A 17,347-nucleotide genomic window follows, 5' to 3' on the forward strand; every position below is an offset into this window, starting at 1 on the left:
ATCACAGCATGATTCGAGCCTCACGGTTGCTGACGGCTCGAAGTCGCGGAGTTCCAGATGAAAATTTTGATAGTCGGCGCCGGCTTGTTCGGCGCCGTATGTGCGCACGAGTTTGCCAAAGCAGGCCACCGTTGCACGGTCATTGAAAAGCGATCCCACATTGGTGGCAACGTCTTTACTCGATATATTCCGGAAGCGGACTGCCACGAGCACGTGTATGGCGCGCATATCTTCCACACGAACTCGAAAAAGATCTGGGATTACGTCAATCAATTTGCCGAATTCAACCATTACGTCAACCGCGTAAAGGTCGACTGCGGTTCGGGGATATACAGTTTTCCGATCAACCTGTTCACCCTTTACCAGGTGTATGGCGTGCGCACACCCGACGAGGCCCGGGCGCGGCTCGAGCAGGCATTGGTGCCCAACGCGACGCCGGCGAACATGGAAGAATATTGCCTGTCCGCAATCGGGAAGGACCTGTATCAAATCTTTATCGAAGGGTACACGCAGAAACAGTGGGGTCGGCATCCTCGCGAACTTCCCGCCGATGTGGTCAAGCGGCTGCCCGTACGTTTCACATTTGACGACAATTACTTCAACGACCGATATCAGGGAATCCCGGTCGGCGGATATACGGCGATCATCGAAAAAATGCTGGCCGGAGCAGACGTCAGGCTGAACGTCGACTTCAATGCCGACCGTGAAGACTGGATATCCCAGTACGACAAGGTCGTGTACACCGGACCGATCGATGCGTTTTTTGATTATCGGCACGGCACGCTCGAATATCGATCGCTTCGGTTCGAACGCGAGTTACTGCCCGTTTCCGATTTTCAGGGAAACGCCGTGATGAATTATTCGCGCCGGGAAGTTCCGTGGACGCGGATCATCGAACACAAGCATTTCGACATGAAACTGAACGCGCCGAATACGTTGATCACCCGCGAATATCCGGATGCGTGGACCGTCGGGAAAACCGAATACTATCCGCTCAATAACCCGTCGACCGACATGCTTTTCCGTCGATATCGCGACGCAGCGGAGGAGTTGGCGCCGAAAATTCATTTCGGCGGACGCCTGGCTGAATATCGCTATTACGACATGCATCAAATTGTAGGTTCGGCGCTTTCGTTGTGTGACCGGCTGGGTGAGGGCCGATCTTCAATGTGATTTTCCGGTTGCCGCAATGGCATCGTGTAACGCCGTGGCAGGGATTTGCGGGCGGTGCCCCATCGAGCGCGCGGTCTCCGCCCGCCCGCACGTTAAAATGCGTGTCATCTCACCCGGATCGCACGCTTCCATGTCCTTCATCGAATCTCTCAACGCCGCCTGGACGCGCACGCAGTCGCTCCTGTGCGTCGGTCTCGACCCCGAGCCGTCGAAATTCCCCGGCTCGCTGAAGAACCGCCCCGACGCGATCTTCGACTTCTGCCGTGCGATCGTCGATGCCACCGCGCCCTATGCGTCCTCGTTCAAGCCGCAGATCGCCTACTTCGCCGCACATCGCGCCGAAGACCAGCTCGAGCAGCTGATCGCGCACATCCACGAGAAGCATCCCGGCCTGCCGGTGATTCTCGACGCCAAGCGCGGCGACATCGGCAGCACCGCCGAGCAGTACGCGCGCGAAGCCTTCGAGCGCTACGACGCCGACGCCGTCACCGTGAATCCCTACATGGGTTTCGACTCCATCGAGCCGTATCTCGCACATGAAGGGCGTGGCGTGATCGTGCTGTGCCGCACGTCGAATCCGGGCGGCTCGGACCTGCAATTCCTGGAGACGCAGGGCCGCCCGCTCTATCAGGTCGTCGCGCAACTGGCCGCCGAAAAGTGGAACGCGGCAGGGCAACTGGGGCTCGTCGTCGGCGCGACGTTTCCGAAGGAAATCGAAGTGGTGCGCGGGATTGTCGGCGAGATGCCGCTCCTGATTCCGGGCATCGGCGCGCAGGGCGGCGACGTCGAAGCGACGGTGCGTGCCGGACGCACGCCAGCCGGCGCGGGGATGCTGATCAACTCGTCGCGCGCGATCATCTACGCCGGCCGTGACGACGATTTCGCCAGCGCCGCCGCAGAAGCCGCGAAAAAGACCCGCGACACGATTAACCTCTATCGTTAAACCGAAGGGATCGGCGCGAACAGCGCGTCGAGGTCTTCGGCGGAAAACTTCACCGCGCCCGCCGCGTCGTCCGACAGGATGCTCGCGGCGAGCGCCGCCTTCTTCTCCTGCATCGCGACGATCTTCTCCTCGATGCTGCCCGCCGCGATCAGCTTGTAGACGAACACGGGCTTGTCCTGACCGAGCCGGTGCGCGCGGTCGGTTGCCTGGTTCTCGGCGGCCGGGTTCCACCACGGGTCGTAGTGGATCACCGTGTCGGCGGCGGTCAGGTTCAGGCCGACGCCGCCTGCCTTCAGGCTAATCAGGAAGAGCGGCACCACGCCTTCCTGGAAGCGCCGCACCGCCGCCCTGCGGTCGGTCGTCTCGCCCGTGAGCATTGCGTAGGCGATGCCCGCCTTGTCGAGCGCGGCGGCGATGATCGCGAGCATCCCCGTGAATTGCGAGAAGACGAGCACGCGCCGGCCTTCTTCGATCAGTTCCGGCAGCATCGCGAGCAGCAAGTCGAGCTTCGCGGATTCCTCCACGCGCTTCGCCTGCTTCAGTTTCACGAGCGACGGATCGCAGCACACCTGCCGCAGCTTCAGCAGCGCGTCGAGCACGACGATATGGCTGCGCGCGAAGCCGTGCTCGGAAATCGCGGCGCGCACTTTTTCCTGCATCGCCGAGCGCACGGTTTCGTAGAGATCGCGCTGCGCGCCTTCCAGATCGACGGTGCGCACGATCGTCGTCTTCGGCGGCAGTTCCTTCGCCACTTCGTCCTTGCGCCGCCGCAGCATGAACGGCCGGATGCGCCGCGCGAGAAGTTGCCGCCGCACGCTGTCGCCGTCCTTTTCGATCGGGGTGCGCCAGCGTTTGGCGAAATCGCGCTGGCTGCCGAGAAATCCCGGCAGCAGGAAATCGAACTGCGCCCACAACTCGCCCAGGTGATTCTCGAGCGGCGTGCCGGTCAGGCACAGCCGGTGCCGCGCGCGCAGGCTGCGGATGCTCGCGGCCGACTTGGTCGTCGCGTTCTTGACGTATTGCGCCTCGTCGAGGATCAGCAGGTGGTAATCGTGCTGCACGAGCGCTTCGTGATCGCGCCAGAGCAGCGCGTAGGTCGTGAGAATCAGGTCGTGCTCGCCGATCTGCGCGAAGCGGTCGTGGCGTTCCGGCCCGTGGAGGTTCAGCACCCTGAGACCCGGCGCGAAGCGACGCGCTTCCTCGCACCAGTTGTGGACGAGCGTCGTCGGCAGGACGATCAGCGCGGGGCGGTCGAGGCGTCCCGCCTCTTTCTCGGCGAGGATGTGCGCGAGCGTCTGCACGGTTTTGCCGAGGCCCATGTCGTCGGCGAGCACGCCTGACAGACCGTGCTCGCGCAGGAACTGCATCCACGCGAGACCTTCGCGCTGGTACGCGCGCAGCTCGGCGTTCAGGCCCGCCGGCGGCGCCGTCTCGCGCGGGCCGTTCGCGCCTTGCAGCCGCCGCGCGAGTTCGATCACGGCGGTATCGCCGCGAAACTGCCAGCGATGGGTGTCGTCGAGGGCGGCGAGCCGGCCGGCGTCGAGCGCGGGAATGCGCAGCGTCTCGCCTTCGCGCATCCCGCTGAACAGGTCGATCAGCACGCGCACGACCGGCTTCAGCCGGCTCGCAAGCAGGCGCAGCCGCTCGCCGCTGTCCGTGCGCAGTTCGACGCCTTCGTCGTCGGCGATCGAATCGAGCATGCCGGTCAGCCAGCGGCGGTCGCGCCGGAACAGGTCCGCGAGGAGCGGCTCCAGACGCAGCTTGCGCTCGCCCGCCGTGATGCCCATCTCGACGTCGAACCAGCCGTCGCCCGAGCTGTGCGCGCTGCCGTCGATGTCGTCGATCTCGATCACGTTGAAGGTGAAATCGCGCGTCATCTTCACGCGCCAGCCGTCGCGGCGCAGGACCGGCAGCACATCGGCGACGAAGCGCTCCCACGCCTTCGGATCGTTCAGCACGCGCAGGCCCACGGGAAACGGCTTCGGTCCGTACACGTTCTGCAGCGAAAGCTTTTGCAGCCCGGCGTCAGCGAGTTGTTGCAGACGCTCGTTTTCGGCGTCGGCGCGGCGCCTCACTTCGACGAGTTCGTCGCCGCGGCGCTGCAGTTGCGTCGTGGCGCTTTCGGCGTCGACGGTCAGGCCGTCGTAGTCGAAGCCCACCATCGCAAAATCGAGCGAGGTTGCGCGGTGGTCGTATTTGCCGAAACGCGCGACATGCACGGGCAGCGTGTCGAGCGTCAGCACCGGCTCGGGCGCGGTGTCGATCACGCGGATCTCGCCGGAATCGCGCAGCGGCGGCAGGGGCAGCGGCTGCGGCAGCGCGCTCGCGCATTCGCGCAGCGCCTCGGCGACGAGCGGCGCTTCCGCGAGCGAGATTGGCGGCATGCGGAGGTAGTCGGCGAGTTGCCGCGCGGGCATCGGCGCTTCGATGACGCCCGCTTCGCCCGTCTGCGCGTCGAGATACCACGGCGGGTCGGTGGGCAGGATGGCGGCGGCGTCGGGTTCGGCACGCAACACCGGCCGCAGGCGATTACTGGTTTCCGGCATCCAGTCGATGCGGCCCGGACGCGGTGCGCCCTCGCGCATCGCAGCGCCCGCTTCGACCTGGCCTGCCGCGGACTTCTCGAGCCGCGTCAGGAGACGCCCCGTCGCGAGCAGTTTCGAGACGATCGCCGCGCCGTCCGGGCCGCTCAGATAGAAGCGTCCCATCACATCGTTCGCGAGACGGCTCGGGGCGAGCGCGCGCAGGATCGTCAGGTCGTCGTCGGTGACGAACTTCGCAGGATTGGCCAACGCGGCCTGAGTCGCGTTCCATCGTTCGACGTCGCGGATCGAGCCGTCGACTGCCAGGCGCACCTTGAAGATTTTCAGGTCCGGATGGCTGGCGTCATCGGCGGCGGCGAGGAGGTAGACAAGCGCATACGCCGCCTGCGATTTCGATTCGGACGACGCTGCCGTGGTGCGCCGAGTCGATCCGATATGCGCCCGGAACAGCTTGAGCCATTCCGCGAGTTCGGGACGCATGCCGCCCGGCTGAGCGGGATCGGGCTGGACGTCGCTCGTGGATTGGAGGTTCGCGAGCAATACGGCGCCGACGTGCTTGCATCGGTACCCGACCGGGCACGTACACGCATCGTGAAGCTCGATGCCCGAGCGCGAGCGGATGAAAACCAGATTGACCGCGTACGGCGCGCGCTGCGTGCCCTGCACGCGGGCGGTCAGGCATCCGCCGCCCTGCCAGCGCATTCCCGACACGGCTCCGACATATCCGACCGCCTTCGCCACCGTTCTGGCGTCGAGCCAATGAGTGATCTGGGATCGATCGTAGGAAATCGGGGTGGTCGTATCGTTCATTCAGACTAGTTCGTTCGATGCGGCGCGGCCGGCGACCGTTTCCCGCCGAAAGCCGCCGTGGGCGTACGCGTTCGGGCTACCTTTCCCTGCGCTCCAGGAAGAGAAGCAGGCCGCGCAGCGCGTGCGCGGCGGCTTGCGCGCGCACCTGCTCGCGATCGCCCTTGAAGTGCTGCGTCTCGACCGCTGTGTGCAGCCTGTTGCTCCACGCGAACGATACCGTGCCGACCGGCTTCGCGTCGCTGCCGCCGGCCGGGCCGGCGACGCCCGTGATCGACACCGACACCTGCGCGCGGCTGTTGCGCAGCGCGCCCTCGGCCATCGCTTTCGCGACGGGCTCGCTGACCGCGCCGTGCTGCTCGATGAGCGCGGCCGGCACGCCGATCATCTCCGTCTTCGCGAGATTCGAATAGGTGACAAAACCGCGCTCGAACCAGGCGCTGCTGCCGGATATGTCCGTGATCGCGGCCGCGACCATGCCGCCCGTGCACGATTCGGCCGTCGCGAGCATGAGCCGTTCGTCGCGCAGCTTGTTGCCGACGCGGATCGAAAGTTGGTGAACGACGTTATCGGTAGCCATGATGTGTCTCGAAGGAGCCGGAAGAGGGAGCGTCAGACCGTCATGCGCCAGAGCGCGATCACGAGCAAGGTGAAGAAAGCGGCGACGAGGTCGTCGAACATGATGCCGAAGCCGCCCTTGAGATGGCGGTCGAAATGGCGGATCGGCGGCGGTTTCACCATGTCGAAGAAGCGGAACACGATGAACGCCCACAACTGACCGGTGAACGTGACTGGCGTGACGAAGAGCAGCACGAGCCAGAACGCGACGATCTCGTCCCACACGACCGGAGACGGGTCGGCTGTGCCCATCTTCGTCGCGGTGAAGCCGCAGAACCAGCAGCCCGCGACAAAGCCGGCGACGATCAGCGCGCCCCATTCGGCCACGGTCAGATACTGGTTGAACGCGACGAACGACACCCACGCGAAGAGCGTGCCGACGGTGCCCGGCGCGATCGGCGAGAGGCCGCTGCCGAAGCCGAGCGAGAGGATGTGCAGCGGATGCGTGAGCATGAAGCGCGCGCTCGCCCTGCGCGGCTTTCGAGCGGGAGCGGGCGAGTCGCCCGCGATCGTAGGGTCAGTCTGCATGAAAATGGTCGAAGCCTTGCAACGTCAGGGAAAGCGGTGCCCCGCTGCGGTCGTGCCAGGCGATGGACGGCGCGGTTGCGGAAGCATCGGCGATGCGCTCGATTGTACCGATGCGCGTGAGCCGCACGCGTTCGCGCTCGCCGATGGCCGCGATCGTCGCGCGTGCCTCGGCGGGCGCGGTGAAGCACAGTTCGTAGTCGTCGCCGCCCGCGAGCGCGCAGGTGCGGCGCGCTCGTTCGGGCAGCGCCGCAAGTGAGTCGGAGACCGGCACGGCGTCGGCGTCCACGACGGCGCGTGCGTGCGAGCGCTTCAGGATATGCGCGAGGTCGCCGGCGAGCCCGTCGGAGATGTCGAGCGCCGCGCGCGCCACGCCGCGCAGCGCGAGCCCGAGCGCGACGCGCGGCTCCGGGCGTTCCAGCGCGCGCTTGAGCCGGACGACGGCGGCTTCGTCGTCGATGTCCCATTCGCCGCGCAGCAGGCCGAGCCCCGCGCGGGCGTCGCCGAGCGTGCCGGACACCCAGATGTCGTCGCCGGCTTCTGCGGCGTCGCGGCGCAGCGCGGCGCCAGCCGGCACGTCGCCGAACACGGTGATGCAGATGTTGAGCGGGCCGCTCGTCGTGTCGCCGCCGATCAGTTCGCAGTCGAAGCGTTCAGCGAGCGCAAAGAGGCCGTCGCTGAACGCGGCGAGCCATTGCTCGTCGGCGGCAGGCAGCGCGAGCGCGAGCGTGAACGCGTGCGGCGCGGCGCCCATCGCCGCGAGATCGGACAGGTTGACCGCGAGCGCCTTGTGGCCTAGCGCGTGCGGATCGACATCGGGGAAGAAGTGACGGCCTTCGACCAGCATGTCCGTCGAGATCGCGAGCTGCTGGCCGGGCGGCGCGACGATCAGCGCGCAATCGTCGCCGATGCCGAGCGCCGCGCGCGACACTTTCGCCGCTTCGCCGGGCGGCGATCCGCTTCTCGCACGGCGGGCGAAAAAACGTTCGATTAGGGAAAACTCGGAAAGCATCGTGAGCCTGGAAGGCAAATTAGGATTAATGGAATTGACAGCGCCTGGCGCAAATGCAGCCAGTTCCCGGCGGGTTGAATCGCGTTCGACGGCCATGAGCGACTTTAACGCGCGCGGCGCCTTCTGCCCCAAGCGTTTTCAGACCGTTCAAGTTCAGGCAGTTGCACCCGAATTGCGCGGATTGCAACCCGATTCGGTGCCTGAATGGCGCTACAATGCGTTCGAACTTCTATTCTAATCTCGCACTGCTACCCGCCTCATGACCACATCCGCCAATACCAAATTGCGCGAAGCTGCGCTCGATTACCACGAATTCCCGACCCCCGGCAAAATCGCGATTGCGCCGACCAAACAGATGATCAACCAGCGCGATCTCGCGCTGGCGTATTCGCCGGGCGTCGCGTTTGCGTGCGAGGCCATCGTCGAGGATCCGCTGAACGCCGCGCGCTTCACCGCGCGCAGCAACCTGGTCGGCGTCGTGACCAACGGCACCGCGGTGCTGGGGCTCGGCAACATCGGGCCGCTCGCATCGAAGCCGGTCATGGAAGGCAAGGCGGTGCTGTTCAAGAAGTTCGCCGGCATCGACGTGTTCGACATCGAGCTGAACGAGTCGGACCCGCACAAGCTGGTGGACGTGATCGCCGCGCTGGAACCCACGTTCGGCGGCATCAATCTTGAAGACATCAAGGCGCCGGATTGCTTCATCGTCGAGCGCGAATGCAAGAAGCGCATGAAGATTCCCGTCTTCCACGACGACCAGCACGGCACCGCGATCGTCGTCGCGGCGGCGCTCACCAATGGTCTGAAGGTGGTCGGGAAGGATATCGGCGAGGTGAAGCTGGTCGCGTCGGGCGCGGGTGCGGCGGCGCTGGCGTGTCTGGACCTGCTCGTCGATCTCGGCATGAAGCTCGAGAACATCTATGTGACGGATCTGGCCGGCGTGGTCTATCAGGGCCGCGTCGAACTGATGGACCCGGACAAGGAACGTTTCGCCCGCCAGACCGAAGCCCGCACGCTCGCGGACGTGATCGAAGGCGCGGATGTGTTCCTCGGTCTGTCGGCGGGCGGCGTGCTGAAGCCGGAAATGGTGAAGGGCATGGCCGCCAAGCCGCTGATTCTCGCGCTCGCCAATCCGACGCCCGAAATCCTGCCGGAAGTCGCGCTCGAAGTGCGCCCGGACGCGGTGCTCGCCACGGGCCGCACGGATTATCCGAACCAGGTCAACAACGTCCTCTGCTTCCCGTTCATCTTCCGCGGCGCGCTAGATGCGGGCGCCACCACCGTCACGCGCGAGATGGAAATCGCCGCCGTGAACGCGATTGCTGAACTCGCGCGGCAGGAACAGAGCGATATCGTGGCGACGGCGTATGGCATTCAGGACCTGTCGTTCGGTCCGGAATACCTGATTCCGAAGCCCTTCGATCCGCGCCTGATCGTCAAGATCGCGCCGGCCGTCGCCAAGGCCGCGATGGATTCCGGCGTCGCGACGCGGCCGATCGAGGACATGGAAGCGTACGAGCAGCATCTGCAGCAGTTCGTCTACCACAGCGGCACCACGATGAAGCCGGTGTTCCAGCTCGCGCGCAGCGTCGAGCCGGAGAAGAAGCGCATCGTGTTCGCGGAGGGCGAGGAAGAGCGCGTGCTGCGCGCGGTGCAGATCGCTGTCGACGAGAAAATCGCCAAGCCGATCCTGATCGGCCGTCCGGCGGTCATCCAGCAGCGCATCACGAAGTTCGGCCTGCGCCTCACGCCGGGCACCGATTTCACCGTCATCGACACCGATCACGACGAGCGTTACCGCGATTTCTGGCAGAGCTATTACAAGATGATGGCGAGGAAAGGCATCAGCCAGCAGATGGCGAAACTCGAAATGCGCCGCCGCACGACGCTGATCGGCTCGATGCTGGTCGAGCGCGGCGAAGCGGACGGCATGATCTGCGGCATGATCAGCACGACGCATCGCCATCTGCATTTCATCGACCAGGTGATCGGCAAGAAGGAAGGCTGCAGCGTCTACGCCGCGATGAACGCGCTGGTTTTGCCGGGACGCCAGATTTTCATCGTCGACACGCACGTGAACGTCGATCCGACGCCCGAGCAACTGTGCGAGATCACCATCATGGCGGCCGAGGAAGTGCGCCGCTTCGGCATCGAGCCGAAGATCGCGCTGCTGTCGCATTCGAATTTCGGCACCAGCAACGCGCCCACCGCGCAGAAGATGCGCGACGTGCTCGCGCTCCTGAAGGAACGCGCGCCGGATCTGGACGTCGACGGCGAAATGCACGGCGATGTCGCGCTGGATTCGCGTCTGCGTAAAGAGGTGCTGCCGGAATCGACGCTCGAAGGCGACGCGAACCTGCTGATCCTGCCGAACATCGATTCGGCGAACATCTCGTACAACCTGCTTAAAGTGGCGGCGGGCAATAACATCGCGATCGGACCGATGCTGCTCGGCGCGGCGAAGCCGGTTCACGTGCTGACGGCATCGGCGACGGTGCGGCGGATCGTCAACATGACGGCGTTGCTGGTGGCGGACGCCTCGGCCACGCTGAACCGCTCGAGCTGAACGACGCGGGAGGCGCGGGGCTCGCAACGAGCGCCGCGTGGTTTGCATCGCCTTGCATCGAGAACGAAAAAAAAGCGTGCCGGATGACCGGCACGCCCGAGGCATGCAAGGGGATTTGCGTCTCCTCGAATTGGAGATGGCGACGGTGCAAACCGTGAAACGGGCGGCAAGCGAGGCGAAACCTGCCGCGCCGTTTCTTAGCCATTCCAGGTATGAATTTTTATCCGGTAAGAGATAAAAATCACTCAGATTTAGGCTAAAAATGGGTTCGACCGACGGATTTTTTGCGTCTCCGGATCGCCCGCCAAATCATCCCAAAACCTCCGATTCCCGACCGAACGTTGATTCCGGGTGTCATTAGCGATACCCTTACGTCTTTCCTGGTCGTCGATTTCAGGGTTCATCGCGGGGACATCGCTACGTGAAGCGGACGTGGTTTCATCACTGCATCGTCGCGCTTTTAGTGGCCCTGAGCGGCTGTGGCAAAGGCGATCACGCAGAGGACGCGCATCAGGTCGCGGCCGGTGCGAGCGCCGTGGCCGCGCCGGTGCCGCCGGTACAGCCGCCGGAATCGGCCGCCTCGGGCGGGTCGTGCGGAAAAGAGAACGGGCAGGAGGTCAGGCACGAAGCAGCGGACGGACTTGGGACCGTCGCCATCGCGCAATTGCCGAAGCAGGCCGTCGCCACATTGCGGCTGATCGAGTCAGGCGGGCCGTTTCCGTTCGAGAAGGACGGCGTCGTGTTCGGCAATCGCGAGCGTTTGCTTCCGCCGCATCGGCGCGGCTACTACCACGAATACACTGTCCCCACGCCGCGGGCCCGCGACCGCGGCGCGCGCCGGATCGTGTGTGGTGGGGCTCGTCGGCAGATCGGCGACTGTTACTACTCCGACGACCACTACGCCAGTTTTAAACGCATTGCGGGATAACTTCGGGATGAACGGCATGAGCGACAACATCTACGCGCACGGAAACGGTGCGGCGGGTGATCTTTTCGCCACCGGCGATGGCAACCTGTTCCAGCGAGTACTGCGGCTACGCACGACTGAACACGACAACAGACCCGACGACGAACCGAGCCCGACGCTGTCATCAACGGACGAGGGGTCCATGAGTCTTTTCAGGACGGTGCGGCCGAACATCGTGCAATCGATTCGCGCCTTTCGCGTGCAGGAACTCGCCGACGAAGCGACCCGGCTCGGCCAGCATTTTCTGTTTGCGTATTGCGGCGCGGCTCAGAGCAAGCAGGAAGTGCTTGAGACGATTGCCACGTCGTTCCTGTTTCCCAAGCACTTCGGCAAGAACTACGACGCGCTCTACGACTGCCTGACCGATCTCGTCCACAAGGCTGGATCGCAGCCCGGTTTCGTGATCGTGCTCGAAGCGCTGCCGATCGCGCAGAAATTCGACAAGGAAGGGCGCGAAACACTGCTCGACGTGTTCCGCGAGGCGTCCGAGTTCTGGGCCGAGCGGCGTGTGGCGTTCCGGGTGTTTTACTCGTTCGCCTGAGTCTTCCGCCTCGCGCGCGTGGTTGAAAAAAGCCGGTCGATAGACCGGCTTTTTTTGTCACCAGCCGCCCCAGCGCGCCGCGAGCGCCGCCAGCACGGCGATTCCGGCAGTCTCGGTGCGCAGGACGCGCGGGCCGAGTCCGAGCGTCGAAAATCCCGCATCGACGATATATTTCTCCTCCACAGGGGAAAAACCCGCTTCCGGCCCGATCAGCAAGATCACCGGCGCGGAGGGCGGCGCCTCCGGCAACGTCGCGAAGCTCACCTCGGCGCGCGGCGACAATAGAAGGCGCAACTCGCCAACGACTGCAGGAGCGAGCTGGCCGAGCCACGCGTCGAGATCGCGCGGCGGGGCGACGTCGGGAATCCGGTTCCGTCCGCATTGTTCGCACGCCGAGCGTACTAGCGCCTGCCAGTGCGCCTGGCGCCGCAGGGCGCGGTCGCCCGCGAGACGCACGACGCCGCGCGCCGCCGTCAGCGGCGCGACGCCCGCCACGCCGAGTTCGACCGCCTTCTCGATCAGCCAGTCCATTTTGTCGCCGCCCGCGACGCCCTGCGCGAGCGTCACGCGATACGGCGGCTCCGCTTCGCGGTCGTCGTGCCGGTCGATGCGCGCAACGGCCGCGCGCTTGCCGATCTCGACGAGTTCGGCTGCGTACTCGCCGCCGGCACCGTCGAACAGCGTGACAGGGTCGCCAGTCTGGAGGCGCAGGACGTGAACGTGGCGCACCACGTCGTCGGGCAGCGGAAGTGTTTTGCCCGCCGCGAGCGGGCCGTCTACGAAAAAGCGTGGCATGTCGTTGATCGCCGGCTCTGGCCCGAAGGCCGCGCCGGCGGATAAGTTGAGCCTGTCGTGAAAAAACGCTGGAAACGCGCGAGGAAAGCGGGCGAGCGTCGCAACGCCCGCGAACTGGCCGGCTAGCCCAGATGCCGCGCTATCGCCCAGCGATAGCCGTCCGGGTCCTCGAACTGCGCGAAACGGTCACCCCAGAACTGGTCCTGCGGTTCGATCAGCCCCTTCGCGCCGACCGCGAGCGCGCGCGCGTAAGTGGCATCGACGTCGTCGACATACAGATAGAACGACTGCGGCGCCATCTGCCCGCCGCTCTTCGGTGTGCGCGCCTGCGAGCCGTAGGCGCCCTCGGGCGCGAACATCAGGATCAACTGCCCGCGATACGTCATCTCGACGTGGATGATCGCGCCGTCGTCGTTGACGCTGTCGCGCACCGCGAAACCCAATGCCTGCTCGTAGAAACCGGTGGCGACGTGCGCATCGCGCACGGTGAGATAGGGCGTCAGCCAGGGGACATCGGCTGGGCGGGGATCGGTCATCGAAAAGCTCCTTGCAGCTTGGCCGTGAGGCGCATTGTGCCACGAAGGCCTGCGGAGCCTGGCTCGCAGCCCCGCAGCGCGCGGCATTCGACAGCGGGCCGCACGCGCGCACGACCCGGAAAAAAGCGGCGCGCGGCGCCACTTCGCATCCTTCGATACGCGCTTTCGCCGGACGTTCCGTGCGCTCCGATGCAGGGACCATGCCCGGCCTCCGGCGCGCACGCGCACGCCGCCGAGCGCGGCCTTTCGCGCAATGTCAATCGGACCTGTCTGTTAGAATCACGCTCTCCGATCCTCCTCGTTTCTCGTCGTTCCGGGGCCTGAAAGTGTCGTTCGCAGCCGCCCGGCGCGTCATCCGGAAACACCCAGGATCCTTTCAGGACTTACCCCCGACTCTGACATGACGACCCCGACCTCCAGCCAAACCGCCCTGATGGCCAACGCGATTCGCGCGCTGTCGATGGACGCCGTTCAACAAGCCAACTCCGGCCATCCGGGCATGCCGATGGGCATGGCGGAAATCGGCGTCGCGCTGTGGTCGCGCCACCTGAAGCACAACCCGACGAACCCGCACTGGGCCGATCGCGACCGTTTTGTGCTGTCGAACGGGCACGGCTCGATGCTGCTGTATTCGCTGCTGCATCTGACGGGCTACGACCTGCCGATCTCGGAGCTGAAGAATTTCCGCCAGCTGCATTCGAAGACGCCGGGCCATCCGGAAGTCGGCATGACGGCGGGCGTCGAGACGACCACCGGCCCGCTCGGACAGGGTCTCGCGAACGCGGTCGGCATGGCGCTCGCTGAGGCGCTCCTCGCCGCCGAGTTCAACCAGGAAGGCGCGTCGATCGTCGATCACCACACGTATGCGTTTCTCGGCGACGGCTGCCTGATGGAAGGCATTTCGCACGAGGCCTGCTCGTTCGCCGGCACGCTGAAGCTGAACAAGCTGATCGCGCTCTACGACGACAACGGCATCTCCATCGACGGCGACGTCGAGCACTGGTTCCACGACGACACCCCGAAGCGCTTCGAAGCCTACGGCTGGAACGTGATCCGCGCGGTGGACGGCCATGATGTCGACGCGGTCGATGCCGCCATCGCGCAGGCGAAGAAGTCCGACAAGCCGACGCTGATCTGCTGCCGCACCGTGATCGGCAAGGGCGCGCCGACGAAGGCGGGCGGCCACGACGCGCACGGCGCGCCGCTCGGGGACAAGGAAATCGCCGATACGCGCGCCGCGATCGGCTGGTCGTGGGAGCCGTTCGTGATTCCGCAGGAAGTCTATGCGGCATGGGACGCGAAGGAAGAGGGCGCGCGCGCCGAGGCGGAGTGGAACAAGTCTTTCGAAGCGTATCGCGCAAAGAACCCGCAGCAAGCCGCCGAGTTCGTGCGCCGCATGAACGGCGAACTGCCGGCCAACTGGGCCGAGCAGGCGAAGAATATTGTCGAAGGGGCGAATCAGCGCGCCGAAACGGTCGCGACGCGCAAGGCCTCGCAACAGGCCATCGAAGGGCTCGCCGCCGCGCTGCCGGAACTGCTCGGCGGTTCCGCCGACCTGACCGGCTCGAACCTCACGAACTGGAAAGCATCGAAGCCGGTCCGCGCCGCCGGCGACGGCAATGACGGCAAGGGCATCCAGTGGGGCAATCACATCAACTACGGCGTGCGTGAATTCGGCATGAGCGCCGCGATCAACGGCATCGCGCTGCACGGCGGCTATCGTCCGTTCGGCGGCACCTTCCTGACGTTCTCGGACTACAGCCGCAATGCGCTGCGCGTTGCCGCGCTGATGAAGTCGCGTTCGATCTTCGTTTTCACCCACGATTCGATCGGCCTCGGCGAAGACGGCCCGACGCACCAGTCGATCGAACACGTGTCGAGCCTGCGCCTGATCCCGCAACTCACGACCTGGCGCCCGGCCGACACGGTGGAAACCGCCGTGGCGTGGACGCAAGCCATCGGGCATCAAGGCCCGTCGGCGCTGGTCTTCAGCCGTCAGAACCTGCAGTTCTCGCCGCGCAACGACGTGCAGATCGCGAACATCGCGAAGGGCGGCTACGTGCTGCGCGACTGGAACGACGACATCCCCGCGCGCAAGATCATCCTGATCGCGACGGGCTCGGAAGTGCAACTGGCGATGGAAGCCGTCGACAAGCTCTCGCAGGAAGGCATCGGCGCGCGCGTGGTGTCGATGCCGTCGACCAATGTGTTCGACCGCCAGGACGCCGAGTATCGCGAGCGTGTGCTGCCGAAGGGCGTCGTGCGTGTGGCGATCGAAGCGGGCGTGACGGATTTCTGGCGCAAGTATGTGGGTCTCGAAGGCGGCGTGGTCGGCATCGATTCGTTCGGCGAATCCGCGCCGGCCGGCGCTCTCTTCAAGCATTTCGGCTTTACCGTCGAGCATGTCGTGGAGACGGCCAAGGCCGCGCTCGCCGGCGCGTAAGTTCGTGCTCGCCGGCGCCCCGGAAGTATTTTTTTAGCCAAGGAGATAGACCATGACGATTCGCGTTGCAATCAACGGCTACGGCCGGATCGGCCGCAACACGTTGCGCGCCCTCTATGAAAACGGCAAGAAGCACGACATCGAGATCGTCGCAATCAACGATCTCGGCGATGCCAAGACGAACGCTCACCTGACGCAGTACGACACGGCGCACGGCAAGTTCCCGGGCGAAGTGAAGGTGGACGGCGACTACCTCGTCGTCAACGGCGACCGGATCCGCGTGCTGGCCAACCGCAACCCGGCCGAACTGCCGTGGGGCGAGCTGAACGTCGACGTCGTGATGGAGTGCACCGGTTTCTTCACGACGAAGGAAAAGGCGAGCGCGCACATCAAGGGCGGCGCGAAGAAGGTCATCATCTCGGCGCCGGGCGGCAAGGACGTGGACGCAACCATCGTCTACGGCGTGAACCACGGCGTGCTGAAGGGATCGGACACGGTCATCTCGAACGCATCGTGCACGACGAACTGCCTGGCACCGCTCGTCAAGCCGCTGAACGACAAGATCGGCCTCGTGAACGGCCTGATGACGACCATCCACGCGTACACGAACGACCAGGTCCTGACCGACGTGTATCACGAAGACCTGCGCCGCGCGCGCTCGGCCACGCACAGCCAGATCCCGACGAAGACGGGCGCGGCGTCGGCGGTCGGCCTGGTGCTGCCGGAACTGAACGGCAAGCTCGACGGCTACGCGATTCGCGTGCCGACGATCAACGTGTCGGTGGTCGACCTGTCGTTCATCGCCGCACGCGACACGACGGTCGATGAAGTCAACAAGATCATGAAGGAAGCATCGGAAGGCGCGCTGAAGGGCATCCTCGGCTACAACGATGCGCCGCTGGTCTCGATCGACTTCAACCACAACCCGGCATCGTCGACGTTCGATTCGACGCTGACGAAGGTGTCGGGCCGGCTGGTGAAGGTGTCGAGCTGGTACGACAACGAGTGGGGCTTCTCGAACCGCATGCTGGATACGGCTGTCGCGCTCGCGAACGCGAAGTAAGCAACGCGATTGCTGACAGGAAGCCGCTCTTCGGAGCGGCTTTTTTTCGTTTACGCCTTCAGCGGCAGCGGAAAATGCACGCCCGCGCGCTGCGCTGCGTTGACGATATGCGTCTCGATTGCGCGCCCCGCGCCTTCGCTGTCGCGCGCCTTGAACGCCGCGACGATCGCCGCGTGCTCGTGAAAGGTCGACAGCACCAGTTCGCGCCGGTAGAACGGCAGGCGCTGGCTCTCCTTCATGATGTCGGCGCTGCCGCGCAGGATCGATTCGATCGCCGCGTTCCCCGCGAGACTCACGATGCGCATGTGAAACGCGAAGTCGAGTTGCGCCGCTTCTTCCAGTTCGGCGCTGATGAGCGCGCCATGCAGCGAGTCGAGATTGTCCTGCAGCCAGTCGATGTCCGCATCGCCGATCGAATGTGCTGCCAGCCGCGCGACGAAGCCCTCAAGCGCGAAACGCATCTGGTACGTATCGGGCAGCGACGCCTGATCGGCGAAACGCCACGCGTGCGACGTCGATGCCTGCGCGCTGCTTACATACACGCCCTTGCCCGGCCGGATGTGCAGCATGCCGAGCGCTTCGAGCGTCGTGAGCGCCTCGCGCAGCGACGCGCGGCTGATCGCCAGTTCCTCCGATAGCTGCCGCTGCGCCGGCAGCAGGCTACCCACGGGATAAACGCTTGCCTCGATGCGTTCGCGAATGGTCGCGATCGCGGCATCGGTTACGGTGTGCGGGACGTTTTTCATATGAGGAATCAGGATTAGGCCGGTCTGACCGCCATTGTAGGCGCAGCACGCCGTCCCGTCCCACAAGCA

General features: G+C 65.0%; 15 protein-coding genes. 8 read left to right on the forward strand and 7 right to left on the reverse strand.

The window, feature by feature from the left end; all coding sequences use genetic code 11:
* Nucleotides 1-57 precede the first annotated feature (57 nt).
* Both glf and pyrF read left to right on the forward strand, forming a co-directional pair.
* Complete coding sequence (glf, locus tag AWB81_RS03745; protein WP_062632558.1) at nt 58-1,173, forward strand: UDP-galactopyranose mutase; 1,116 nt, start codon at nt 58-60, stop codon at nt 1,171-1,173.
* Nucleotides 1,174-1,303: 130 nt separating this feature from the next.
* Entirely contained in the window at nt 1,304-2,116 is an 813-nt protein-coding gene (gene pyrF, locus AWB81_RS03750; protein WP_062632559.1) for an orotidine-5'-phosphate decarboxylase, read from the forward strand.
* Here pyrF and AWB81_RS03755 read toward each other — a convergent pair.
* From AWB81_RS03755 to thiL, 4 genes are all read right to left on the reverse strand, one after another.
* On the reverse strand, nt 2,113-5,469 hold the full coding sequence (locus AWB81_RS03755) for a DEAD/DEAH box helicase (RefSeq protein ID WP_062632560.1): 3,357 nt from the start codon (nt 5,467-5,469) through the stop codon (nt 2,113-2,115). The genes pyrF and AWB81_RS03755 overlap by 4 nt on opposite strands.
* A gap of 76 nt (nt 5,470-5,545) precedes the next feature.
* Nucleotides 5,546-6,046: a CinA family protein gene (locus AWB81_RS03760; RefSeq protein ID WP_062632561.1), complete on the reverse strand. Its 501-nt coding sequence runs from the start codon at nt 6,044-6,046 to the stop codon at nt 5,546-5,548.
* Nucleotides 6,047-6,078: 32 nt separating this feature from the next.
* Nucleotides 6,079-6,612, reverse strand: coding sequence for a phosphatidylglycerophosphatase A family protein (locus tag AWB81_RS03765; protein ID WP_200822470.1), 534 nt, complete (start codon nt 6,610-6,612; stop codon nt 6,079-6,081).
* Nucleotides 6,602-7,621 (reverse strand): thiamine-phosphate kinase, encoded by a 1,020-nt coding sequence (gene thiL, locus AWB81_RS03770; RefSeq protein WP_062632563.1) that lies wholly within the window; start codon nt 7,619-7,621, stop codon nt 6,602-6,604. Before thiL ends, AWB81_RS03765 begins: the two co-directional genes overlap by 11 nt.
* 1 nt (nt 7,622) lies before the next feature.
* Here thiL and AWB81_RS44535 point away from each other — a divergent pair, with 1 nt between their 5' ends.
* The 4 genes from AWB81_RS44535 to AWB81_RS03785 all read left to right on the forward strand — a co-directional run bounded on the left by AWB81_RS44535 (nt 7,623) and on the right by AWB81_RS03785 (nt 11,695).
* Complete coding sequence (locus AWB81_RS44535; protein WP_143753605.1) at nt 7,623-7,859, forward strand: hypothetical protein; 237 nt, start codon at nt 7,623-7,625, stop codon at nt 7,857-7,859.
* 21 nt (nt 7,860-7,880) lie between these two features.
* The gene (locus AWB81_RS03775; RefSeq protein WP_062632564.1) at nt 7,881-10,187 is read left to right on the forward strand and encodes an NADP-dependent malic enzyme; all 2,307 of its coding nucleotides are present in this window, start codon (nt 7,881-7,883) and stop codon (nt 10,185-10,187) included.
* A 463-nt stretch (nt 10,188-10,650) separates the two neighbouring features.
* The gene (locus tag AWB81_RS03780; RefSeq protein ID WP_374730470.1) at nt 10,651-11,115 is read left to right on the forward strand and encodes a ribonuclease; all 465 of its coding nucleotides are present in this window, start codon (nt 10,651-10,653) and stop codon (nt 11,113-11,115) included.
* Between the two features lie 16 nt (nt 11,116-11,131).
* A complete protein-coding gene (locus AWB81_RS03785) occupies nt 11,132-11,695 on the forward strand; it encodes a barstar family protein (RefSeq protein WP_062632635.1) in 564 nt (187 codons plus the stop codon).
* A gap of 57 nt (nt 11,696-11,752) precedes the next feature.
* Here AWB81_RS03785 and AWB81_RS03790 read toward each other — a convergent pair whose 3' ends face one another.
* On the reverse strand, nt 11,753-12,490 hold the full coding sequence (locus AWB81_RS03790; RefSeq protein WP_062632566.1) for a 16S rRNA (uracil(1498)-N(3))-methyltransferase: 738 nt from the start codon (nt 12,488-12,490) through the stop codon (nt 11,753-11,755).
* Nucleotides 12,491-12,612: 122 nt separating this feature from the next.
* Nucleotides 12,613-13,026 carry a VOC family protein gene (locus AWB81_RS03795; RefSeq protein WP_062632567.1) on the reverse strand — a complete coding sequence of 138 codons (414 nt, stop codon included), beginning with the start codon at nt 13,024-13,026 and terminating at the stop codon, nt 12,613-12,615.
* Nucleotides 13,027-13,426: 400 nt separating this feature from the next.
* Between AWB81_RS03795 and tkt the strand changes: the two genes are divergently transcribed.
* Nucleotides 13,427-15,469 (forward strand): transketolase, encoded by a 2,043-nt coding sequence (tkt, locus tag AWB81_RS03800; protein WP_062632568.1) that lies wholly within the window; start codon nt 13,427-13,429, stop codon nt 15,467-15,469.
* A 52-nt stretch (nt 15,470-15,521) separates the two neighbouring features.
* A complete protein-coding gene (gene gap / locus AWB81_RS03805; RefSeq protein ID WP_062632569.1) occupies nt 15,522-16,532 on the forward strand; it encodes a type I glyceraldehyde-3-phosphate dehydrogenase in 1,011 nt (336 codons plus the stop codon).
* Between the two features lie 50 nt (nt 16,533-16,582).
* Here gap and AWB81_RS03810 read toward each other — a convergent pair whose 3' ends face one another.
* Entirely contained in the window at nt 16,583-17,278 is a 696-nt protein-coding gene (locus AWB81_RS03810) for a FadR/GntR family transcriptional regulator (protein ID WP_062632570.1), read from the reverse strand.
* Nucleotides 17,279-17,347 lie beyond the last annotated feature (69 nt).

The sequence above is a fragment of the Caballeronia arationis genome, assembly GCF_001544975.2.
Classification (GTDB): domain Bacteria; phylum Pseudomonadota; class Gammaproteobacteria; order Burkholderiales; family Burkholderiaceae; genus Caballeronia; species Caballeronia arationis.